Consider the following 19,641-nt stretch of genomic DNA (forward strand, 5'->3'; position numbering starts at 1 on the left):
ACAAAAGAACACGAGGAGAAACGCCATGGCCAAGCCGGTCTGGATCATAGACGACGACAAGGCGATACGCTGGGTGCTGGAAAAGGCGCTGACCCGCGCCGGCATCGCCTTCGACAGCTTCGCCAGCGCCGACGACGCGCTCAACGCGCTGTACGACGACAAGCCGCAGGCCATCATTTCCGACATCCGCATGCCGGGCACCGACGGCCTGAAATTCCTGGCCAAGGTGAAAACCGAGCATCCGCAGTTGCCGGTGATCATCATGACCGCCCACTCCGACCTGGACTCCGCGGTGTCGGCCTTCCAGGGCGGCGCCTTCGAGTACCTGCCCAAGCCCTTCGACATCGACCAGGCGGTGCTGCTGATCGAGCGCGCGCTGGCCGAGAGCGAGGCGCAGGACGCCGGCGCCGACAGCCCGGAAGCGATGCCGGTGCTGCTGGGCCAGGCCCCGGCGATGCAGGACGTGTTCCGCGCCATCGGCCGGCTGGCCCAGTCCAACGTCACCGTGCTGATCACCGGCGAATCCGGCACCGGCAAGGAGCGGGTGGCCGAGGCGCTGCACCGCCACTCGGTGCGCGCCGGCAAGCCCTTCATCGCGCTCAATACCGCGGCGATACCGAAAGATCTGCTGGAATCGGAGCTGTTCGGCCATGAGAAAGGCGCCTTCACCGGCGCGCTGGCCACGCGTCGCGGCCGCTTCGAGGAAGCCGAAGGCGGCACGCTGTTCCTGGACGAGATCGGCGACATGCCGACCGAGCTGCAGACCCGGCTGCTGCGGGTGCTGTCCGACGGCCACTTCTACCGCGTCGGCGGCCACACCCCGATCAAGGCCAATGTGCGGGTGATCGCCGCCACCCACCAGAACCTGGAACAGCGGGTGCGCGACGGCCAGTTCCGCGAAGACCTGTACCACCGCCTCAACGTGATCCGGCTGCGGCTGCCGCCCCTGCGCGAGCGGCGCGAGGACATCCCGCTGCTGGCCCGCCACTTCCTGGCCAAGAGCGCCGCGCAGCTGGGCGTTGAGTCCAAGCGCCTGTCCGAGGCGGCGATGGCGCTGATCCAGCGCAGCGCCTTCACCGGCAACGTCCGCGAGCTGGAAAACCTGTGCCAGTGGATTTGCGTGATGGCGCCGGGCCAGACCGTCGAAGTGGCCGACTTGCCGCCGGAGCTGCGCGAGCCGCAGGCCGAGGCCTCCGCCTGCCCCGATGGCGACTGGAACCGGATGCTGGAGGAGGAAATCCGCCGCCGGCTGCGCGCCGGCGATGTCGGCATCGTCGACGAGCTGACCCGCCGCTTCGAAACCACCTGCATCCGCGCCAGCCTCGGCCATACCGGCGGCCGCCGGGTGGAAGCCGCCCACCTGTTGGGCTGGGGGCGCAACACGCTGACCCGCAAGATTCAGGAGCTGGGATTGGAGCGCGGCAGCTAGCACAGTCGATTGTTAATCAAACAATGATAAAACAATCAGCATATTTTCAATTAATTTTGATAAAATGGGCAGACCTATTCCCAGTTCGAATATCCGATGTCCCGTCTGCCCATCGCGCTGGCTTGTCTGTGCCCCCTGTCGCTGTCCGCCGCGGAGCCTCTGCGCGTCGGCATCAGCGACGCGCTGACCAGTCCCTATATGATCGAAGACCCGGCGGCCGACAGCCCGCCCCGCGGCCGGGCCATCGACCTGGCGCGGAGCGCGCTGCGCCGCTGCGGGCTGGACGCGCGCTTTCTGCGGCAGCCCGGCAAGCGCCTGGTGCAAAACCTGGGCCTGGATAGGCTGGACGGCGCGCTGCTGCTGTCCTACCAGCCTCCGCGCCGCGGCCTGATGGCCTATCCGATGCGCGACGGCCAGGCGGACCCCAGCCGCCGGATGGCCACCTTCGACTATGCCTTCTATATCCGCGACGACAGCGACCTGAGCTGGAACGGCGCCCGACTGCGAGGACTGGAAGGACCAGTCGGCATCAATCGCGGCTGGTCCATAGAACGGGATCTGCGGGAGCTCGGCCTGCGAGTGGAAAACGGCAACGCCATCGGCGACAACTTCGCCAAGCTGCAAGCGGGCCGCATCCAGGCCTACGCGGTTCATCGGCAGGCCGGCGACCTATACCTGCGCCATCATCCGGAACTCAAGATCCGCCGGCTATCGCCTCCCCTGCTCAGCAAAACCTATTACTGGGTGTTCAGCCGCGGCTACGCCCACCGCCACCCGCGGCAGACCGAATGCCTGTGGCGGCAATTGCCGCGGCTGCGCGCGGCCTATCTGCCGGATAACGGCTAAGCGCCGCGGGCCAGCTCGCGCGCCCAATCCAGCCGGCCATCTCCGGGCTCGCGGTCGCGCGCGTCCAGCGCAGCCTCCGGCACGAACCAGCACACCTCGAACAGCAAGCCGTCCGGGTCATGGCCATATACGCTCTTGTGCACGCCGTGGTCTTCTTCCATGCCCAGCTTGCCGATCTCGGCCAGATGGTCGCGTATCCGCTTCAGTTCCTGGATGGTGTCCACCTCCCAGGCCAGGTGGTACAAGCCGGCCCTGGGCTGATGGGGAGCCGGCGTTTCGCCGTTCGGGCTGAACGGGCCCGACCGCTGCTGGCCCAGATTGAGCTGGAACAGCGCCAGGTCATGGTCGTTGTCAGAGTGCGCGGCCTGCGCGAACACCGCGCGGCGGGAAGCGGCGTCGCCCTTGGGACGGAAGCCCAGCACATCGCGGTAAAAAGCCGCGCTGTCGGCCACGTCGCTGACGTAAAGCACGGCGTGGTTGAGTCGTTTGATGCCCATCTATCACCTGATTATTAAAATAGCCGCGCCCCGCTCGCGGCGGGCCATGCGGCAAGAGTCCGAATATTCGCCAGCCATGCCGAAGTAAATGATGCGGCCGCGCGGCGGATCGCCGTACACTGGATTCGTCCCAACCTAGACGGAGCCAAACATCATGAACACCCGACATGCCGGAGCCGGGTTCTCCCTGGGCACGCTGATCGCGGTCGCCCTGTCGTGGTCGGCCAACCACTCCATTCTGTGGGCGATCATCCACGGCTTTTTGAGCTGGCTGTACGTCATCTACTATCTGATAACCCGCGTGCTCTGAATCGGCATCCGGATGGATTCGGCTGGCGGCATGCCGCCGCAGACTGCCATGCTTTCGGCATTTCGCCAAGCGCCGCGTTACGGCAGCGCTTCATACACCTCGGCCAGCACCCGCCCGTCGCCGCCCAGCATGTAATGGCTGCGGCCGTAATGCCGGTCGCAGCAGCGACGGTAGGCGATGCCGCCGCTGGCGGCGAACAGCCCGGGCAGCGCGAAATACTGTCGGCCGGCAAAGGACGGATGGATGCCCGCCCGCGCCAGGATGCCGCCAAACGGCAGGTCCGACTCCACCAGCTGCCGCTTCAGCCGCGGCTCGAACGCCAGCAGCTCTATCCTGATCCAGGCCGCAACGTGGCAGCGCTGCCGCTCGTCCAGCAACAGGATGCTGCGCTCCAGTCGCCGGGCGTCGTGCCGCTGCCACAGCCGGCGGATGCGCAGCGCGCAGCTTCGGCTGGCTTGCAGCGCGCCGGTCATATACCCCTGGTGGACCAGCGCCTCGCGGCTGCAGGCGCAGATTTCGTCCGGCGAAACCGGCCACGCCTCCCGCCAGGGAATCTCGATAGTCGGCCGCGCCTGCCCGGCGTCCGCCAATGATGGCGGGAGCCGGACACGCTCCGCGCTTGCCTGATGCAGCCTCACAGGCTGGTGACCATGTGCGAGGAGCAGACTGCGGCGATGTCGCCATCCACGCCGCGGTCGCGCAGCATGCGCGCGGCGGCGATGGCCGCGCCGGACGACGGCCCCACCGGCTCGCCGCAAGCGGCCAGCGCCTCGCGCGCCGTGCTCCAGGCCAGCTCCGACGCCACCGGCACGATACCGGCCACCGCCTCGCGCCGGAACAGCCGCGTCGGCGCCGGCGGCGCCAGGCCCGGAATATTGTGCGGCCGCCACGGCTCGCCCGACAGCACCGCCGCCTCCGCCGGTTCCACCGCATAGACCGGCACCCCGGCCGGCGCCAACGCTTCGGCGATGCCCATCAGCGACGCGCAGGTGCCGGCGGACACCGTCACCGCCGCCAGCCCCGGCGCCTGGCGCAGCAGCTCTTCCCCCACTTCCCGGTAATGGCCGATCAATTCCGTGTCGCTCAATTGCTCCACCACATGGCTGCCCGGCATGCCGCGATGGGCGTCCAGCAGCTCCTGCAGCTGCGGATGCGGACGGCGCTCCACCTCGGCGCCCAACCAGCGCGCGTAATTGACCACGCTGTCCGGCGCGCTGTCCGGCACCAGCAGCAGCGCCTTGCAGCCTATCTGGCTGGCGGCCCAGGCGACGCTGACGCCGGCGCTGCCGGCGGTCATGATCACCAGCGTCGTGTCGCGGCTTATCCGCCCGGCGCGCGCGCGTTCGAGCAGCGTCGTCGGCAATGAGCGGTGCTTGATCGACAGCGAGGGGTTCAGGTATTCGAGTTTCAGGCTCAGGCCGGACAACAAGCCCGGCGCCGGCAGCAATGGCGTCATGGGAAATCCCTCACAGATAGGCATGGACGGGCAGAGGCAGATCGATGAAGCGCGGCACTTTGACGCCGTTGCCGCTGGCCATCTTGTCCTGCTTCAGCTTCTGGATCAGCTCCGACGGCACCAGGCGCAGGCAAGGCGCCACCGCCAGCCGCTGCAGCAACATCTCGCCAACGCGGCGGACGATGTCAGCTCCCTCCCCCATCGCTGCGGACAGCCATACCTCCACCCGCTGGCCGCCCTGATCATCCGGACAGCGCACCACCAGTTCATTGCTTATCCCGTCCACCCGGCCCAGCACATCGAAGATCAGGTCCGGGTAGACCGTCTGGCCCTGGATCTTCAACTGGTGATCGACCCGGCCGATGATGGCGCCCAGCCGCGGGCTGCGGCGGCCGCAGTCGCAGGGGCTGTCGTCCAGCCCGCTGGCGATGTCGCCGGTGCCGTAGCGCACCGCGATGAAGCCCCGCGGCAGGGTCAGCGAAGTGACCACCACCTCGCCCGGCTGGCCCGGCGCGGCCGGCAGGCCGGTTTCGGGATCGATCAGCTCGACGTGGACCGCGTCGTCGTTGATGTGGAAGCCTCGATGCTGCAGGCACTCGTGGCCAACCGAGCCCAGCTCGCTGCAGCCGTACTCGTTGAGCGCGTCCTTCAGCCCCCACAGCTCCATCACCTTCTGCGCCACCGGCGTCGGCCGGTTGTCGGCGTCGAAAGCGCCGCAGGCGCCGAAATAGGCGTAGTCGGGCAGGCACTCCGGAGCCGGAAAGTCCGCGCCCATGGTCTGCGCCAGCTCCAGCATCACCACCGGATTGCCGACCACGAAGGCCGGCTGGTGGTAATGCACCACGTCCAGAATGCGCCGCGTGCGCTGCGGCGAGCAGCGGAACGGCCCCAGCCCCACTTTCTTGGCCGCCTGCAGCACCAGCGGCCCCAGCGTGAACATGTCGTTGTTGCTGAGCAGGTGCAGCATGCGGTCGCCGGGCTTCGCGCCCAGCTCGGTCAGCACCCGCGCCACGCAATCCACCCACACCATCTCCTGCAGCCGGTGCACCGGCAGCTCCACCGGCCGGCCGGTGGTGCCCGAAGAGCTGACGACATCGGTGAAGTCGCCGTACTCCATCAATTCGTCCCAATGATTGGACAGGTCCTGCTTGCGAATCACCGGCACCCGGTGATACTCGCCGTCGCGCAGCCATTGCATGATCTGGCCGCGCTCCACGCCCCAATGGCGCGGATAGAACGGACGCAGCGACGCCTGCTCGACGACGCGAGCAATCCTTGCTACAGGCAACATGGTTGATTTCCTCGTTGGACTTGCAATCAGACGCCGGCCGCGCGGGCCGGCCACGACGCCGCAGCGGCCGCTAAGTCATGGCGGGCCCCAGGCGGCTGTTCAGATAGCGCTCGCTGACGCGGCGCAGCGGCGTCGGCACGCAGGCCAGCCACTGGTTGAAATGGATGCCCAGCAGGGTGTTGTTGCCGGCCCGGCTGGCCACAGCCTCGGCCAGCGTGGAAAACCGGGGGTTGTCCGGCGCGAGGTTTCCCGGCTCGGCCTGGGAAAACGCATCGTTGCGGCCGTTCCAATCGCAGACCGCGCCCTGCCCCAGGCCGAAGCCGCGCTCCAGACCGGCCGCGCGCAAGCGCGCCCGCTGCTGACGAAAGCCCGAGCGGTCGAAGATATAGCTGTCGATATTGAGTTTCTGGCCGCCCAGCCTGACCTGAGTAACGGCGTGGAACAGCTTCGGCGGCAGGCAGAACAGCACCGGCGCCGGCACCGCGTGGCGCAGGATGCGCTTGTCCAGCGCGACGAAGCGCAGACCGGCTTCGAAGCCGGCGCCGCGCAGCAGCTCGCACAGCAGGTCGGCCTGGGCATTGCAATGCCCCCGCCCCAGGATAAGCGTCTGCTCCGGCGTCACGCTTTCGAAACCGGTGGTGAAGCCGAAACGCACCTGATCGCGCACATAGTCGTGCAGGGCGACGCAGTACTCGCGGTCGTCGGCCGGCAGGGCCTGGCGGCGCACCGTCTCCAGCACGCCGGCTATCGTCTTCCCGCTCATGCCCATGCCCTCCTTCCGATGGCGACGGCGCGCCGTTTTAGCAGCAAGGCCGCGGCGGCCAGCAGCGCGGGCAGAGACAGCAGGGCAAAAAACAGCGGCAGGCTCAAGTGGAGCTTCAGCAGCGTCGCGCCCAGCAAGGCGCCGGCGATGCCGCCGAAGCGGCCTATCCCCATCATCCACGCCACGCCGCTGGCGCGGCCCGCGGTCGGATAGTAGGCAGCCGCCAGCGACGGCATCGACGCCTGCGCGCCGTTCATCGCGATGCCGGCCAGACAGATGGTCAGCGCCAGCAGGCCATGATTGTCCAGCGCCTGGCCGATGCAGAACACCAGCGCGCCGGTCAGCAGATACGCCAGCGCCAGCACCCGGTGCGCGTCGCAGCGGTCCATCAGCCAGCCGGTCAGCGTGCTGCCCAGCAGGCCGCCGAACGGGAACAGCGCGGTCAATAGCGCCGCCTGCCGCAGATCCATGCCGCTGTCGCTGATCAGGATGGGCAGCCAGCTGGTCAGCAGATAGAAGATCAACAGACCCATGAAATAGGCTGTCGCCAACAGCAGCGTGCCGGTCCGGTAATCGGCGGACCAGACCAGCCGCAAGCCTGGCGTCCGGTCCTCCTCGCGCAGCACCAGCCTGTCGCCGTCGCCCAGCCGCACGCCGGGCAGCAGCCGCTTCAGGATGCGGCGGGCTTCGCCGTCGCCGCCGCGCAGCAGCAGGAAGCGCAGCGACTCCGGCAGCAGCAACCACATCGCCGGCAGCAGCAGCAAGGGCGCGACGCCTCCCAACAGCAGCACGCTGCGCCAGCCGGCATGCGGCACCAGCCATGAAGCCAGCAGCCCGCCGCAGGCCGCGCCCAGCGGAAAGCCGCAGAACATGGCGCTGACGATGAAGGCCCGCCGCGGCTCCGGAGAATACTCGGACATCAGCGTCACCGCGTTGGCCATCGCCGCCCCCAGGCCCAAGCCGGTGGCGAAGCGCAGCCAGGCCAACGCCGACAAATCGGCTGCGCCGGCCGCCGCGACGCTCATCGCGCCGAACAGCGACACCGCCCCCAGCAGCACGCGCTTGCGGCCGATCCGGTCGGCCAGCGGCCCCGCCAGCAGGGCGCCGGCGGCCAGCCCCCACAACGCGGCGCTCATCACCGGCCCCAGCTGGGTGCGGGCCACGCCCCAGTCGCGGATCACCGCCGGCGCGATATAGCCGATGGCGGCGGTATCGAAGCCGTCGCACAGCACGATCAGGAAGCAGAGGATCAGGATGCGCCATTGCCGCGCGGAAAAGCGCTCGCGATTGATCAACTCGCCGATATCCAGTTGCCTGGCCGACATCGATTCCTCTCCCATATAATTTTAATTCATAAAAATATATTGATTTCAAATATATGGTGCGCAACAATGCCCGCCGAAGTCAAACGAAATATTCATTCTGGGAATAAGTTAATTATTTATTTCCTCATGTCATTGATGTCGATCAAACCATCACTCAACCAGGACGCGGCCTCCCGCGCAGCTCCGCCATGTCGACAACAGGAAACAGACCATTTGAAAACCATATCCGCATCCTGACTTTCCCTGAGCCGCGGCGCGCCGAGCTGAAACCCATCGCCCTGGTCCGCGACGGCGAATGCCTGGGCCGGAGCCTGGATCTTGCCCGTCATCCGCTGGCCGATTGGATGTCGCGGCAGCGCCACAGCGGCTGGCTGCTGGAGTCGATGCTGCCCGAGATCCGCACGCTGGCGATGCTGCTGGCCGCCCGCCGCCCGCGCGTCAAGCCGACGCCGTCCCGCCTGAGCGACGAGGCCGACTGGCTGGCCGCCCGCATCTATCTGCTGCGGCTGGAGAAAGTGGAAATGGCGGAAGCGGAAAAAGACATCCTGGAGCGGGCCAACGATAGGCTGCGCGATCTGTGCGGCGCCGGCGCCCCCGCCGCGGCGGCCTGCCCGGCCCCTTCGCCCCAGCCAGCGTGGCTGCTGGCCGGCTGGGCGCCGTTCCAGCAGGCGGTGCGGGACATCGGCGGCGCCGCCGCGATGGCGTCCAACAGCCGCCGGCTGCGGCCGCAATGCCGGCAGCGGCTGGACGCCTTGCTGCCCATGCTGCGGATCGAAGCCGGCCGCTCAGGCCTCCAGCCGCGATAGGCCGGGCAGGGTCGCGAAGCTGCTGTCCCGCACCGTCTGCACGAAATCCTGCATATAGGCGCGATCGGCGTCGTCCTCGCGCAGCGCCGCGTACAGCTCGCTGCGCAGCTTCTCCTCCCCCACCTGGCGGGCCACCACGTAGCCGCGCTCCAGATACGGCTGCACCGCCCAGTACGGCAGCACCGCCACCCCGCGCCGGCTGGCCACCAGCTGGATGATGGCGATGGTCAGCTCGGCGGTGCGGCGCGCGGGATTGACGCCGGCCGGCAACAGCAGCTTGCGCAGCAGGTCCAGCATCTCGTCGGCCACCGGATAGTGGATCAGCGTCTCGGCGGCGAAATCCTCCGCCCGCCACGCCGTTTTCGCCGCCAATGGATGCTCGCGCGCGGCGATGCCCACCATCTCATAGGAAAACAAAGGCAGATGGACCACCCCGGCCTGCGGCTCCGCCTCGGACACGATGGCGAGATCGGCGCGGTCGCTGAGCAACAGGCCGACAGGATCGGCGTGAAAACCGGACACGATGTCCAGCTCCACCGCCGGCCAATTGCGCCGGAACTGGTCCATCGCCGGCATCAGCCAGTCGAAGCAGGTATGGCACTCCACCGCCACCCTCACCTCGCCCGCCTCGCCCTGGCGAATGCGCGCCAGATCCCGCTCCGCCGCCGCCACCTGGGCCAGCAGATCCCGCGCCAGCCGCAGCAGCCGCTCGCCGGCGGGCGTGAAGCGCAAGGGCTGGGTCTTGCGCTCGAACAGCGTCAGGCCATAGGCGGCCTCCAGCTGCTTGAGCTGATGCGACAGCGCCGATTGCGTCAGGAACACCCGCTGCGCCGCCTGCGACACGCTGCCGGTTTCCGCCAATGCCAGCAGGCTCTTCAAATGCCTCAGCTCCAGCACGCTCATCATCGATTCCATTCATGTTGAACAGCAAAATAATGAGTTTGAATCATACACTGCAATGACAGATGCTTGTTCCATCACGACAAGACAAAACAGGAACGCACGCATGAGCCACCCCACCCACCTGCTCGGCTTCCCCCGCATCGGCGCCAAGCGCGAACTGAAAACCCTGCTGGAAAACCATTGGCAGGGCGAGCTGGACGAAACCTCGCTGCTGCAGGGCGCGAAGGAGCTGCGCCAGAAGCACTGGCTGTTGCAGAAAGGCGCCGGCGTCGAGCTGAGCCCGGTCGGCGATTTCTCGCTGTACGACCACGTGCTGGACGCCCAGCTTCTGGTCGGTGCCGCGCCGCCGCGCTTCGGTTTCGACGCGGCTACGCTCACCACCGCGCAATATTTCGAACTGGCGCGCGGCAACGCCGCCCAGCCGGCGCTGGAAATGACCAAGTGGTTCGACACCAACTACCACTACCTGGTGCCGGAATGGCGAGCCGACACCGCCTTCGCCGCGCAGCCCGAGCGCCTGCTGTCCCAGATTCGCGAAGCGCGCGCGCTGGGCGTGGCCGCCAAGCCGGCTCTGCTGGGGCCGCTCAGCCTGCTGTGGCTGGGCAAAGCCAAGGGCCAGCCTTTCGACAAGCTGTCGCTGCTGCCCGGCCTGGCGGCCGCCTACCGCGAACTGCTGGCCGCGCTGCGCGCCGCCGGCGCGGAATGGGCGCAGATCGACGAACCCATCCTGGCGCTGGACCTGGAGCCGGAATGGCTGAACGCCTTCGCGCCGGTCTACGCGCAATTGAGCCCGTCCGCGCCCAAGCTGCTGCTGGCCACTTACTTCGGCGACGTGTCCGCTCACGCGGCGCTGCTGAAATCTCTGCCGGTGACGGGCCTGCACCTTGACCTGGTCCGGGCGCCGGAGCAGATCGCGGCTTTCGCCGCCGATTACCCGGCCGACAAGATACTGTCCGCGGGCATCATCGACGGCCGCAACATCTGGCGCGCCGACCTGTCCGCCCTGCTCGCCCGCTTGCGGCCGCTGGCGGAAAAACTGGGCGACCGGCTGTGGCTGGCCCCCAGCTGCTCGCTGCTGCACAGTCCTTTCGACGCCGCCGCGGAAACCGCGCTCGATCCCGAATTGAAAACCTGGCTGGCTTTCGCCGTGCAGAAGCTGAACGAGCTGAAAACGTTGAAACGCGGGCTGGAGGAAGGACGCGCCGCCATCTCGGACGAGCTGGCCGGCAGCGATTTCGCCCGCTCGCAGCGCCAAACCAGCCCGCGCATCCACAACCCGGCGGTGGCCGAACGGCTGGCGGCGCTGCCGGCGAACGCCGACCGCCGCGCCAGCGCCTACCCGGTCCGCGCCGAGCGGCAGCAGGCCTGGCTCAAGCTGCCGCCGCTGCCCACCACCACCATCGGCTCCTTCCCGCAGACGCCGGCCATCCGCGCCAGCCGCGCCGCGTTCAAGAAGGGCGAGCTGTCCGCCGCCGACTACCGACAGGCGATGGAGCAGGAAATCGAGCTGGCGATCCGCCGCCAGGAAGCGCTGGGCCTGGACGTGCTGGTGCACGGCGAGGCCGAGCGCAACGACATGGTGGAGTACTTCGGCGAGCAGCTGGCCGGCTTCGCCTTCACCGCCGGCGGCTGGGTGCAGAGCTACGGCAGCCGCTGCGTGAAGCCGCCCATCATCTTCGGCGACGTCGGCCGCCCGGCGCCGATGACCGTCGACTGGGCGCGCTACGCGCAAAGCCTGAGCGCCAAACCGGTGAAGGGCATGCTGACCGGCCCGGTCACCATCCTGCAGTGGAGCTTCGTCCGCGACGATCTGCCCAGAAGCGCAGTCTGCCGCCAGATCGCGCTGGCGCTGAACGACGAGGTTCGGGATCTCGAGGCCGCCGGCATCCGCGTGATCCAGATCGACGAACCGGCGATACGCGAAGGCCTGCCGCTGAAGCGCGCCGACCGCGACGGCTACCTGGCCTGGGCCGGCGAGGCCTTCCGCCTGTCCAGCCGCGGCGTGGACGACGCGACGCAGATCCACACCCATATGTGCTACTCGGAATTCGGCGACATCCTGCCTGCCATCGCAGCCTTGGACGCCGACGTGATCACCATCGAAACCTCGCGCTCCGACATGGAGCTGTTGACGGACTTCGGCCGCTTCCGCTACCCCAACGCCATCGGCCCCGGCGTCTACGACATCCACAGCCCGCGCGTGCCGTCCGCCGGAGAAATCCGGGCTCTGCTGGACAAGGCGCTGAAGGTGATCCCGGCCGAGAGGCTGTGGGTGAATCCGGACTGCGGCCTGAAAACCCGCGGCTGGCCCGAGGTGGACGCCGCGCTGACGGCGATGGTGCAAGTCAGCCTGGAATTGAGGGAACAGCTGGCGCAAACCGCGTAGGCCGCGGCGCGAAAGACGACGCCCCGGCAATGCGGGGCGTCGGACAGGGACAGGGGGAAGGTTCGGGGTTCACGGCTCGAGCATCCCCGGCGTCAGCATCAGCTTCAGCCTGATCTGCTCATAGCCGCCGCGCTCGCGGCGGTTCAGCCACCATACCGAGCCCTTCTTCACGCTCCACATCTGCTGCTGCTCCGACAGCAGCCGCGCCGCCAGCCAGCCGATATAGGGCTGATGGCCGACCACCACCACCGTACGTCCCGCTTCGGGCCAGCCCACTGCCTGCAATACTTCTTCCACGCTCGCGCCGGGGTTCAGTTCCGGCAGCACCTCATAGCTTTTGGCCAGATACGCGGCCGTCTGCTGCGAGCGCTTCGCTTCCGAAGCCAGCAGCAAGTAATCGTCCGGCAGCCTGTCGCGCAGCCAGGACGCCATCCGGCTGGCCTGCTGCTGTCCGCGCCGGGTCAGCGCGCGCGCCAGATCGTCGATGCCGTCTTCGGCCTCGGCGTGGCGCCACAAAATCAGATCCATATCATTCTCCTTATGATCGCGCGCCGGTTTGTCCTGATGCCAAACCCCGCGCGCCCCCGCATGCTAACCGAGCCCGAGCGCCCGCACCAGCCACGGCAGCGCCAGCGCGGTGAACACGCCGTTCAGCCCCATCGCCAGCCCGGCGAAGGCGCCGGCGGTCTCGGACAGCTGGAACAGCCGGGCGGTGCCGATGCCGTGCGCGGAAACCCCGGTGGCCACCCCCAGCAGCATGTCGTCGTTCCAGCCCAGCAGCTTGAACAGCGGCGGCGCCATCACCGCGCCGACGATGCCCGACACGATGACGAACATCGCCGCCAGCTCGGGCGAGCCCCCCAGGCCGCCGGCCAGGCTCATCGCGATCGGCGTGGTCACCGCGCGGGTGGCCAGCGCCGCCAGCACCGGCTGATCGAGGCCCAGCCACCAGCCCAGGCCGGCCGCGCTGATCATGCCGACCAGGCCCCCGGCGGCGATGCTGGCCAGCAAGGGAAACGCCGCCTTCTTCAAGCGCGCCAGATTGCCGTACAAGGGCACCGCCAGCGCCACCGTCGCCGGCCCCAGCAGCAACTGTATGAAGCGGGCGCCGTTCATGTATTGCTGATAGGTGCTGCCGCTCAGCAGCAGCCAGGCCAGCACAAACAGCACGCCCAGCAGCACCGGATTGGCCAGCGGATGGCCATGGCCGCGGCGATGGCCGGCCAGCGCCAGCCGGTAGGCCAGCAAGGTGACGAAAACGCCGGTCAGCGGCGAGTCCAGCCAGGCCGCCGTCAATGCCGCCTCCCGCGCAGCAGCAGTTTCAAGACCAGCCCGGTGGCCAACAGCGTCGCCAGCGAGGAGGCCAGCATGATCAGCGCCAGCTCCCAGCCATGCGCGCGCAGCATCGGCGCGTAGGCCAGCAGCGCGCCGCCGGCCGGAATGAACAGCAGCGACATGTGGCTGAGAAAGCGAGGCGCCTCGCGCTGCAGGATCTCCGGCACCGAGCGGCGCAGCCACAAGGTGGCGAACAACAGCAACAGGCCCATCACCGGGCCCGGCATCGGCCAGCCCATCCAGCGCACCAGCGCCTCTCCGGCCAGTTGATAGCCCAGCAGCCACAACAGCAGGTCCAGCATACGCCCTCCCCTCCAATCCTCGAAAAACCTGCCCGCGGTCTTTTTCCGGCAGCCGCCGCTTTCCGCCCGCGCATGCCCTGCCGGCCGGGTGGCGCCGCGCGAAAAAGACCGCGGACAGGCTCCGAGCATGATAACGGCAAGTCCCCGCGCCGGGTATCGCCGCAGGCGACAAGCCCCCGCGGCTTTTGGCATAATGCGCGCCATGGTAAACGATGCCCTGTGGCGCGCCGCGCCCCCCGCCCTGCCCGACTCCCTTCTGGACTGCCTGACCGAGCCCGCCTCGCTGAGCCTGCGGCTGCAAGCCGGCGGCCGCCGCTTCGCGGTGACCGTGCTCAGCCAGGGCGAGGACCGCGTCCAGGCCGATGAAGCCGAAGCGCTGGATCTGGCCGAAGGCGAGCCGGCATACGCCCGCCACGTGCTGCTGACCCTGGACGACGCGCCGGTAGTGTTCGCCCGCAGCGCCGCCCGCCCCGACTGCCCAGCGTGGCTGCCGGTGCTGCGCCGCGGCAGCCGCTCGCTGGGCCTGACGCTGTTCGGCGAGCTGCCCGAGCTCGTCCGCGACCCGCTGCGCTACGCGCTGCTGGCCGGCGGCCATCCGCTGGCCGCCGCCGCCGACCGCGTCCAGCCGGCGGCCGGCTACCCGGCCCGCCGCTGCCGATTCCTGCTGGGCGGCTCCCCGCTGCTGCTGACCGAGCTGTTCCTGCCCGCCTTGGAGGATTTCCTGTGATCTCGATCGCCGCCGTCCGCGACCGCTATGAAAACTACCGGCAGCTGATGCGTTGGGACAAGCCGATCGGCACCCTGCTGCTGCTGTGGCCGACGCTATGGGCGCTGTGGATCGCCACCCATGGCGCGCCCCACCTGTCCATCATCGCCATCTTCTGCCTGGGCACCTTCCTGATGCGCTCCGCCGGCTGCGTGATCAACGACTACGCCGACCGCGACTACGACGCCCACGTCGCGCGCACAAGCCAGCGCCCGTTCGCCCGCGGCGCGGTCAGCAAGAAGGAGGCGCTGCTGCTGGCCGCCCTGCTGGCCGTCCTGTCTTTCCTGCTGGTGCTGCCGCTGAACAATCTGACCAAGCTCCTGAGCGTGCCGGCCGTGCTGATCGCCGCCAGCTATCCGTTCACCAAGCGCTTCTTCCCGATGCCGCAGGCCTATCTGGGCGTGGCGTTCTCCTTCGGCATCCCGATGGGCTTCGCCGCCGAAACCGGCGAGGTGCCGCTGCTCGCCTGGCTGCTGCTGCTGGCCAACCTGTTCTGGGTGGTGGCCTACGACACCGCCTACGCCATCGCCGACAAGCCGGACGACCTGAAGATAGGCATCAAGACCTCGGCCATCACCATGGGCGAGTACGACGTCGCCGGCGTGATGCTGTGCCACGCCGCCTTCCTGGCCCTGATGTGCGGCATCGGCATCCATCTGGAGCTGGCCTGGCCCTACTACCTGGGCCTGGCCGCCGCCGTAGGCCTGATCGCGCAGCAATACTTCGAGATCAAGGACCGCGACCGCGCCAAATGCTTCAAAGCCTTTCTCGACAACAACCGCGTCGGCGCCGCGGTGTTCGCCGGCGTGGCGCTGAGCTACTGGCTGGGCTGACAGACTGGCCCATATGCCATTTACAATAAATTACGCATCCGTCAGCATCATGGGATGAACTTCGCCAGCCGGCGCGGCTCATAGCAAGGCCGGGCGCCAGCCCGGCGCCATAGCTTGGCTTTCCAATACCAATAAGCGACTTCCTGGAAGGTAAATACCATGAAAAAACTGCTGACCGCTCTGATCGCTGCCGCTTTCGCCACTTCCGCCTTCGCCGCGCCGGCCGCTTCCGCCCCGGCCGCCGAGAAGAAAACGGAACACAAGGCCGAGCACAAGAAGCACCACAAGAAAAAAGCGCACAAGAAACACGCCTCCGGCGCCGCGCATCAAAAACACAAGGCAGCCTCCGCCGCCAAGTAAGCCGCCCCAGGCGCGAAAAAGCTCCCGAAAGGGAGCTTTTTTCATTGGGCCGGTCAGCGCCTTCAGCGCACGCTGAACGGCAGCAGATACGCCGCCTTGCCCGCCTTCAACTCCACCTGCCAGTCTCGGCTGCCGCTGACGCACATCGGCAGGATCGCCCGGGCCTTCCATCCTTCGCCATCGCGAACGAAAGTGTAGCGGTTGAAGCCCATGTCCATGTCCGGCATCGTGAAGTCGGCGGTCGGCGCCGCCTCAACCGCCACGCCGTCCAGCCGGATCTCGAAAGGCTGGCCGTGGGACGGCCGGGCGGAAAAACGCAGCGCGCCGCCGCCCGGCAGCGCGCAGGCGCCGCGTTCGATGTCGCATGACAGCGCCTGCGCCGCCGGCGCGGCCGGCTGCCTGTTATGCAGATACCAGTAGTAGATCAGGCCGAACTTGACGGCCCCGAAGGCGAGCAGCGCCGCGCCCAGGATCAGCAGCTTGCGCTGCTTGGCCGTCATCGCCACGCCCCCCGCATCAGCGCCACGCCATGGGCGCCATGCAGGCGGGCCAGATCCAGATCCTCGGCGCTCATGCCGCCCAAGGCGTACACCGGCAACGGCACGCCGTCGGCCAGGCAGGCGGCGAAACCGTCCCAGCCCAGCAGCGCCGCGCCGGGATGCGTGACGGTGGGCGCCACCGGGCTCAACAGCGCGTAGTCCAGACCCAGCTCGCCGGCGCGCGCCAATTCGTCCGCGCCGTGTATCGACGCCCCCACCCAGTCGAACGCAGGCCGCTCCGTCAGCGCGGCCAGGCGCGCGCCTGTCAGATGCACGCCGTCCACCGGCCAGCCGGCGAGCGAGGCCGGATCGGCGTTGACCACCAGCTTGCCGCCGCGCGGACGGACGATGGCGGCGGCGCGGGCGACGAAATCGGCCAACTCCTCATGCCCCATCCCATGCTCGCGCACCTGCACCATGCCCCAGTCGCGCTCGGCCAGCCGCGCCAGCTGCGCCTCGACGCCGATCTCGGCGGCGCAGGTGATCGCATAGCAGGCCGGCAGCTCCAGCGATTTCAGTATCGGCCCGTTGGCCGGCAGCATCGGCGCCACCGTGTAGCGGCCCGGCCGCTGCCAGGCGAAGGACTGCGCCTCGCGCGGCTGCGGCTCGCCCAGCCAGTCCCAGATGCGGAAAAAGCGCAGGTGGACCGAAGCGTGCTCGTAATGGTGGATCTTGGTCAGCCACGGCGTGGCGGCGGTGACGATGATGCCCATTTCCTCGTGGAACTCGCGCTTCAACGCCTCCAGCGGCGTCTCGCCCGGCTCCACCTTGCCGCCGGGAAACTCCCAGTAACCGGCGTAGGGCTTGCCCTCCGGGCGGCTGCCCAGCATGAAACTGCCATCCGGCCGCATCAGCGCGCCGGCTACCACGTCTATGATCTTGTCGCTCGTCATGTCTTCAATCTGTGTATGGGCGCATGCCGCCCGGGTCATTTCCTGCCGGTCTTCTTGGCCAGTTTCTGGCTGCCCGCCCAGTGGCAGGCGAACTGCCAGGCCACCCGGCCGGAGCGGCTGCCGCGCGACAGGCTCCACTGCAGCGCCGCGCGTTCGGCTTTGTCGCCATATTTCAGGCCGAAATGGCCCAGCCATTCCTTGACCGCCGCCAGGTAAGCATCCTGGTCGAATGGGTAGAACGACAGCCACAGGCCGAAGCGGTCGGACAGCGACACTTTCTCCTCCACCGCCTCGCCGGGGTGGATCTCGCCGTCATGCAGCCAGCCTTCGCGGTTCTCGCTCATCTGCTCAGGCAGCAGGTGGCGGCGGTTGGAGGTCGCGTACACCAGCAGATTGTCGCAGCGGCGGGAAAGCCCGCCGTCCAGCGCGCTCTTCAGCGCCTTGTAGCCGGCGTCGCCGTGCTCGAACGACAGATCGTCGCAGAACAGGATGAAGCGCTCCTGCCGTCCGGCCAGCAGCTCTACCAGTTGCGGCAGATCGGCCAGATGCTCGCGGTCGATCTCGATCAAGCGAAGGCCATCGCGGCCGAACTCCGGCAGCAGCGCCTTGACCAGCGATGACTTGCCGGTGCCGCGCGCGCCGGTCAGCAACACGTTGTTGGCCGGCAGGCCTTCGACGAACTGGCGGGTGTTGGCCAGCAGCTGCTCGCGCTGGGCATCCACGCTGGCCAGCCGGCCCATCTCCACCGAATGCGGCTCATGCACCGCCTCCAGCCAGCCGGCCAGGCCCTGGCGATGCCAGCGGAAAGCCTGCGCGCTCCAGTCCGGCTCGCGCCGCGGCGGCGGCAGCATCGGCTCCAGCCGGGACAGCACCGCCTCGGCGCGGCACAGAAAATCCTGCAGGGCGTCCATCATGCGTTCCTTTCTGCCGATAAGAAAACAGCCTGCCACAAAGGAGGCAGGCCGTAAAAATCATATAAAACAGAAGCGGCGGGCAAGGCGCTCGAGGCAAGGCGCGCCGCCGCAGACAGTACACATCGTACGGCAAGGCGGCGCAACGCGGCATCGGGTGTCTTGTCCGGCGCGATCAATCTCGTAGAGAGATCACCGGCCAGCCATGCTCCTCGGCATACGCCCGCAGCTTGTCGTCGGCGTCCACCGCCACCGGATTGTCCACCAGCTTCATCAGCGGCAGATCGTTGTGCGAGTCGCTGTAGAAGAAGCTTTCGGCATAGCTGTCCCAGCTCTCGCCGCGCTCCGCCAGCCACTGTTCGATGCGGGTGATCTTGCCTTCCTTGAAGCTCAAGACGCCGGTCGGGCGGCCGGTGTAGTTGCCGTCATCGTCCTGCTCCAGCTCGATCGCGATCAGGTGCTCAACGCCCAGTTCGCGGGCGATCGGCCCGGTGATGAAGCGGTTGGTCGCAGTGATGATGACGATCTGGTCGCCCTCGGCGCGGTGAGCGGCCAGGCGCTCGCGCGCCTTGTTGGGGATCAGCGGCTTGATGTGGTTTTCCAGGTAGTCGGCGTGCAGCTCGTCCAGCTGATGGCGCGAGAAGCGCGTCAGCGGCGCCAGGATGAACGCCAGGTACTCGTTCATGTCCAGCGTGCCGTTCTGGTACTGGCGATAGAAATAGCTGTTGCGCTCGTCGTACTGAGCGGCGTCCAGAATGCCGCGCTTGATCAGGAAGCGCGGCCATTCGAAATCGGAGTCGCCGGCGATCAGGGTGTGGTCGAGGTCGAACAGGGCGAGCCTGCGTTTGGCGGGAGTGGCTGTCGTCATGATTCCGGGGTGGCGGTTTGCAAAACGTTTTTCACCAGCGGCACGGTGATCGGGCGCCTCAGCGCCAGCGAATAGCGGTCCAGCATGTCTATCATCGATATCAGGCTGGTCAGATCGCGCCGCCAGTGGGTGAGCAAGTAGCGGTAGACGTCGTCGGGTATCGACAGCTGGCGGTTGGCGGCGTGGCTGCGCAGCGCGGCCAGCTTGTCGTCGTCGGACAAGGCTTTCACCTCCAGCACCAGACCCCAGCCCAAACGGGTGCGCAGGTCGTCGCGCACCGACAGCGCCACCGGCGGCTTGCGCCCGGCCATCAGCAGCCGCCCCTCCCCGCCCTCCTTCAAGGAGTTGTAGAAGGAGAACAGCATGATCTGGTCGTCCGGCGCCAGGTCATCGACGTGGTCCACCGCGATGAAGCTGGCCTCGCGCGCGAAGTCCGGCAAGTGGTCGCCCTTGCCGTCCAGATAAATGGCGGCGCGCCCCAGCCGCTCGGCGTGGGCGATCCAGGCCTGCAGCAGATGGGTTTTGCCGCAACCGGGCTCGCCCCATAAATAGATGAAGCGTTCGCCTTCGGTGGCGGTCAGGGCGGTGATCACTTCGCGGTTGCGCTCGGCCAGGAAATTGTCGAAGGCCGGCAGCGGCGTGGGCGTGAGATCGAGTACGAGCTGGTCCAAAGTTTGCGGTGCTGCGTTGCGTGCTGACATCAATATTCCGATTTTACGCTGAGTCGGGCCGCAGTTGGAACCGCCATTTTCCCGGACAAGATTGATGACATCGGCAAATCGCGGCCGCAATGGAAAAAGACGGCGCGTCGCGTCAGCCTTT

23 protein-coding genes are annotated in these 19,641 nt (G+C 67.7%); 8 read left to right on the top strand and 15 right to left on the bottom strand.

The features are described from left to right. Positions 1-25: 25 nt before the first annotated feature. A complete protein-coding gene (gene ntrC / locus ACX17K_RS08040; RefSeq protein WP_343479832.1) occupies positions 26-1,429 on the top strand; it encodes a nitrogen regulation protein NR(I) in 1,404 nt (467 codons plus the stop codon). Positions 1,430-1,525: 96 nt separating this feature from the next. Then, positions 1,526-2,275 carry a substrate-binding periplasmic protein gene (locus tag ACX17K_RS08045; protein ID WP_493774400.1) on the top strand — a complete coding sequence of 250 codons (750 nt, stop codon included), beginning with the start codon at positions 1,526-1,528 and terminating at the stop codon, positions 2,273-2,275. On the opposite strand, the gene ACX17K_RS08050 is transcribed toward ACX17K_RS08045, so the two are convergent. Continuing rightward, positions 2,272-2,772, bottom strand: coding sequence for a VOC family protein (locus ACX17K_RS08050; protein ID WP_231161095.1), 501 nt, complete (start codon positions 2,770-2,772; stop codon positions 2,272-2,274). The two genes, ACX17K_RS08045 and ACX17K_RS08050, sit on opposite strands and share 4 nt — an antisense overlap. A gap of 154 nt (positions 2,773-2,926) precedes the next feature. Between ACX17K_RS08050 and ACX17K_RS08055 the strand changes: the two genes are divergently transcribed. Further along, positions 2,927-3,082 carry a hypothetical protein gene (locus tag ACX17K_RS08055; protein WP_231151233.1) on the top strand — a complete coding sequence of 52 codons (156 nt, stop codon included), beginning with the start codon at positions 2,927-2,929 and terminating at the stop codon, positions 3,080-3,082. 77 nt (positions 3,083-3,159) lie between these two features. Here the strand turns inward: ACX17K_RS08055 and ACX17K_RS08060 are convergent, their stop codons facing one another. The 5 genes from ACX17K_RS08060 to ACX17K_RS08080 all read right to left on the bottom strand — a co-directional run bounded on the left by ACX17K_RS08060 (position 3,160) and on the right by ACX17K_RS08080 (position 7,917). Further along, complete coding sequence (locus ACX17K_RS08060; protein ID WP_493774401.1) at positions 3,160-3,672, bottom strand: hypothetical protein; 513 nt, start codon at positions 3,670-3,672, stop codon at positions 3,160-3,162. A gap of 44 nt (positions 3,673-3,716) precedes the next feature. Further along, positions 3,717-4,538, bottom strand: a complete 822-nt coding sequence (locus ACX17K_RS08065; RefSeq protein WP_493774402.1) for a pyridoxal-phosphate dependent enzyme — start codon at positions 4,536-4,538, stop codon at positions 3,717-3,719. 10 nt (positions 4,539-4,548) lie between these two features. Beyond that, complete coding sequence (locus ACX17K_RS08070) at positions 4,549-5,829, bottom strand: phenylacetate--CoA ligase family protein (RefSeq protein WP_493774403.1); 1,281 nt, start codon at positions 5,827-5,829, stop codon at positions 4,549-4,551. 70 nt (positions 5,830-5,899) lie between these two features. Beyond that, complete coding sequence (locus ACX17K_RS08075) at positions 5,900-6,592, bottom strand: transglutaminase-like domain-containing protein (protein ID WP_493774404.1); 693 nt, start codon at positions 6,590-6,592, stop codon at positions 5,900-5,902. Continuing rightward, positions 6,589-7,917: an MFS transporter gene (locus tag ACX17K_RS08080; protein WP_493774405.1), complete on the bottom strand. Its 1,329-nt coding sequence runs from the start codon at positions 7,915-7,917 to the stop codon at positions 6,589-6,591. The genes ACX17K_RS08075 and ACX17K_RS08080 overlap by 4 nt, the downstream gene beginning before the upstream one ends. A gap of 188 nt (positions 7,918-8,105) precedes the next feature. Between ACX17K_RS08080 and ACX17K_RS08085 the strand changes: the two genes are divergently transcribed. Then, on the top strand, positions 8,106-8,723 hold the full coding sequence (locus tag ACX17K_RS08085; protein ID WP_493774406.1) for a hypothetical protein: 618 nt from the start codon (positions 8,106-8,108) through the stop codon (positions 8,721-8,723). Here the strand turns inward: ACX17K_RS08085 and ACX17K_RS08090 are convergent. Further along, positions 8,703-9,629, bottom strand: coding sequence for a LysR family transcriptional regulator (locus tag ACX17K_RS08090; protein ID WP_343479840.1), 927 nt, complete (start codon positions 9,627-9,629; stop codon positions 8,703-8,705). The genes ACX17K_RS08085 and ACX17K_RS08090 overlap by 21 nt on opposite strands. Before the next feature lie 100 nt (positions 9,630-9,729). Here ACX17K_RS08090 and metE point away from each other — a divergent pair, with 100 nt between their 5' ends. Further along, positions 9,730-12,012 carry a 5-methyltetrahydropteroyltriglutamate--homocysteine S-methyltransferase gene (gene metE, locus ACX17K_RS08095; protein WP_493774407.1) on the top strand — a complete coding sequence of 761 codons (2,283 nt, stop codon included), beginning with the start codon at positions 9,730-9,732 and terminating at the stop codon, positions 12,010-12,012. Positions 12,013-12,081: 69 nt separating this feature from the next. Here metE and ACX17K_RS08100 read toward each other — a convergent pair whose 3' ends face one another. The 3 genes from ACX17K_RS08100 to ACX17K_RS08110 all read right to left on the bottom strand — a co-directional run bounded on the left by ACX17K_RS08100 (position 12,082) and on the right by ACX17K_RS08110 (position 13,649). Further along, complete coding sequence (locus tag ACX17K_RS08100; protein ID WP_493774408.1) at positions 12,082-12,540, bottom strand: SixA phosphatase family protein; 459 nt, start codon at positions 12,538-12,540, stop codon at positions 12,082-12,084. Positions 12,541-12,603: 63 nt separating this feature from the next. After that, positions 12,604-13,308 carry an LrgB family protein gene (locus ACX17K_RS08105; RefSeq protein WP_493774409.1) on the bottom strand — a complete coding sequence of 235 codons (705 nt, stop codon included), beginning with the start codon at positions 13,306-13,308 and terminating at the stop codon, positions 12,604-12,606. Continuing rightward, positions 13,305-13,649: a CidA/LrgA family protein gene (locus ACX17K_RS08110; protein WP_343479842.1), complete on the bottom strand. Its 345-nt coding sequence runs from the start codon at positions 13,647-13,649 to the stop codon at positions 13,305-13,307. Before ACX17K_RS08110 ends, ACX17K_RS08105 begins: the two co-directional genes overlap by 4 nt. A gap of 193 nt (positions 13,650-13,842) precedes the next feature. On the opposite strand from ACX17K_RS08110, the gene ACX17K_RS08115 reads away from it, so the two are divergent. The 3 genes from ACX17K_RS08115 to ACX17K_RS08125 all read left to right on the top strand — a co-directional run bounded on the left by ACX17K_RS08115 (position 13,843) and on the right by ACX17K_RS08125 (position 15,608). Further along, a complete protein-coding gene (locus ACX17K_RS08115) occupies positions 13,843-14,376 on the top strand; it encodes a chorismate--pyruvate lyase family protein (RefSeq protein WP_231163100.1) in 534 nt (177 codons plus the stop codon). Then, the gene (gene ubiA, locus ACX17K_RS08120; protein ID WP_493774410.1) at positions 14,373-15,248 is read left to right on the top strand and encodes a 4-hydroxybenzoate octaprenyltransferase; all 876 of its coding nucleotides are present in this window, start codon (positions 14,373-14,375) and stop codon (positions 15,246-15,248) included. The genes ACX17K_RS08115 and ubiA overlap by 4 nt, the downstream gene beginning before the upstream one ends. Positions 15,249-15,407: 159 nt before the next feature. Next, complete coding sequence (locus ACX17K_RS08125; protein WP_231151207.1) at positions 15,408-15,608, top strand: hypothetical protein; 201 nt, start codon at positions 15,408-15,410, stop codon at positions 15,606-15,608. A gap of 62 nt (positions 15,609-15,670) precedes the next feature. Here the strand turns inward: ACX17K_RS08125 and ACX17K_RS08130 are convergent, their stop codons facing one another. The 5 genes from ACX17K_RS08130 to hda all read right to left on the bottom strand — a co-directional run bounded on the left by ACX17K_RS08130 (position 15,671) and on the right by hda (position 19,490). Next, on the bottom strand, positions 15,671-16,108 hold the full coding sequence (locus tag ACX17K_RS08130; protein WP_493774411.1) for a hypothetical protein: 438 nt from the start codon (positions 16,106-16,108) through the stop codon (positions 15,671-15,673). Further along, positions 16,105-17,040, bottom strand: coding sequence for a Nudix family hydrolase (locus ACX17K_RS08135; protein ID WP_493774412.1), 936 nt, complete (start codon positions 17,038-17,040; stop codon positions 16,105-16,107). The genes ACX17K_RS08130 and ACX17K_RS08135 overlap by 4 nt, the downstream gene beginning before the upstream one ends. A 35-nt stretch (positions 17,041-17,075) precedes the next feature. Continuing rightward, positions 17,076-17,951 carry an ATP-binding protein gene (locus tag ACX17K_RS08140; RefSeq protein WP_493774620.1) on the bottom strand — a complete coding sequence of 292 codons (876 nt, stop codon included), beginning with the start codon at positions 17,949-17,951 and terminating at the stop codon, positions 17,076-17,078. A 175-nt stretch (positions 17,952-18,126) separates the two neighbouring features. Next, positions 18,127-18,819, bottom strand: a complete 693-nt coding sequence (locus ACX17K_RS08145; protein WP_463088405.1) for a histidinol-phosphatase — start codon at positions 18,817-18,819, stop codon at positions 18,127-18,129. Beyond that, entirely contained in the window at positions 18,816-19,490 is a 675-nt protein-coding gene (gene hda, locus ACX17K_RS08150) for a DnaA regulatory inactivator Hda (protein ID WP_011137161.1), read from the bottom strand. Before hda ends, ACX17K_RS08145 begins: the two co-directional genes overlap by 4 nt. Positions 19,491-19,641: the final 151 nt, after the last annotated feature.

The organism is Chromobacterium sp. INPA-IVC (genome assembly GCF_059047085.1).

What these genes read in the sequence shown, in the direction of transcription:
- ACX17K_RS08140 (WP_493774620.1), bottom strand. Translation starts at nt 17,951, where the DNA reads ATGGACGCCCTGCAGGATTTTCTGTGCCGCGCCGAGGCGGTGCTGTCC.
- ACX17K_RS08135 (WP_493774412.1), bottom strand. Translation starts at nt 17,040, where the DNA reads ATGACGAGCGACAAGATCATAGACGTGGTAGCCGGCGCGCTGATGCGG.
- ACX17K_RS08070 (WP_493774403.1), bottom strand. Translation starts at nt 5,829, where the DNA reads ATGTTGCCTGTAGCAAGGATTGCTCGCGTCGTCGAGCAGGCGTCGCTG.
- ACX17K_RS08090 (WP_343479840.1), bottom strand. Translation starts at nt 9,629, where the DNA reads ATGATGAGCGTGCTGGAGCTGAGGCATTTGAAGAGCCTGCTGGCATTG.
- metE (WP_493774407.1), top strand. Translation starts at nt 9,730, where the DNA reads ATGAGCCACCCCACCCACCTGCTCGGCTTCCCCCGCATCGGCGCCAAG.
- ACX17K_RS08115 (WP_231163100.1), top strand. Translation starts at nt 13,843, where the DNA reads ATGCGCGCCATGGTAAACGATGCCCTGTGGCGCGCCGCGCCCCCCGCC.
- ACX17K_RS08050 (WP_231161095.1), bottom strand. Translation starts at nt 2,772, where the DNA reads ATGGGCATCAAACGACTCAACCACGCCGTGCTTTACGTCAGCGACGTG.
- ACX17K_RS08080 (WP_493774405.1), bottom strand. Translation starts at nt 7,917, where the DNA reads ATGTCGGCCAGGCAACTGGATATCGGCGAGTTGATCAATCGCGAGCGC.
- ACX17K_RS08145 (WP_463088405.1), bottom strand. Translation starts at nt 18,819, where the DNA reads ATGACGACAGCCACTCCCGCCAAACGCAGGCTCGCCCTGTTCGACCTC.
- ACX17K_RS08075 (WP_493774404.1), bottom strand. Translation starts at nt 6,592, where the DNA reads ATGAGCGGGAAGACGATAGCCGGCGTGCTGGAGACGGTGCGCCGCCAG.
- ntrC (WP_343479832.1), top strand. Translation starts at nt 26, where the DNA reads ATGGCCAAGCCGGTCTGGATCATAGACGACGACAAGGCGATACGCTGG.
- ACX17K_RS08045 (WP_493774400.1), top strand. Translation starts at nt 1,526, where the DNA reads ATGTCCCGTCTGCCCATCGCGCTGGCTTGTCTGTGCCCCCTGTCGCTG.
- ACX17K_RS08055 (WP_231151233.1), top strand. Translation starts at nt 2,927, where the DNA reads ATGAACACCCGACATGCCGGAGCCGGGTTCTCCCTGGGCACGCTGATC.
- ACX17K_RS08085 (WP_493774406.1), top strand. Translation starts at nt 8,106, where the DNA reads ATGTCGACAACAGGAAACAGACCATTTGAAAACCATATCCGCATCCTG.
- ACX17K_RS08130 (WP_493774411.1), bottom strand. Translation starts at nt 16,108, where the DNA reads ATGACGGCCAAGCAGCGCAAGCTGCTGATCCTGGGCGCGGCGCTGCTC.
- ACX17K_RS08100 (WP_493774408.1), bottom strand. Translation starts at nt 12,540, where the DNA reads ATGGATCTGATTTTGTGGCGCCACGCCGAGGCCGAAGACGGCATCGAC.
- ACX17K_RS08110 (WP_343479842.1), bottom strand. Translation starts at nt 13,649, where the DNA reads ATGCTGGACCTGCTGTTGTGGCTGCTGGGCTATCAACTGGCCGGAGAG.
- ACX17K_RS08125 (WP_231151207.1), top strand. Translation starts at nt 15,408, where the DNA reads ATGAAAAAACTGCTGACCGCTCTGATCGCTGCCGCTTTCGCCACTTCC.
- ACX17K_RS08065 (WP_493774402.1), bottom strand. Translation starts at nt 4,538, where the DNA reads ATGACGCCATTGCTGCCGGCGCCGGGCTTGTTGTCCGGCCTGAGCCTG.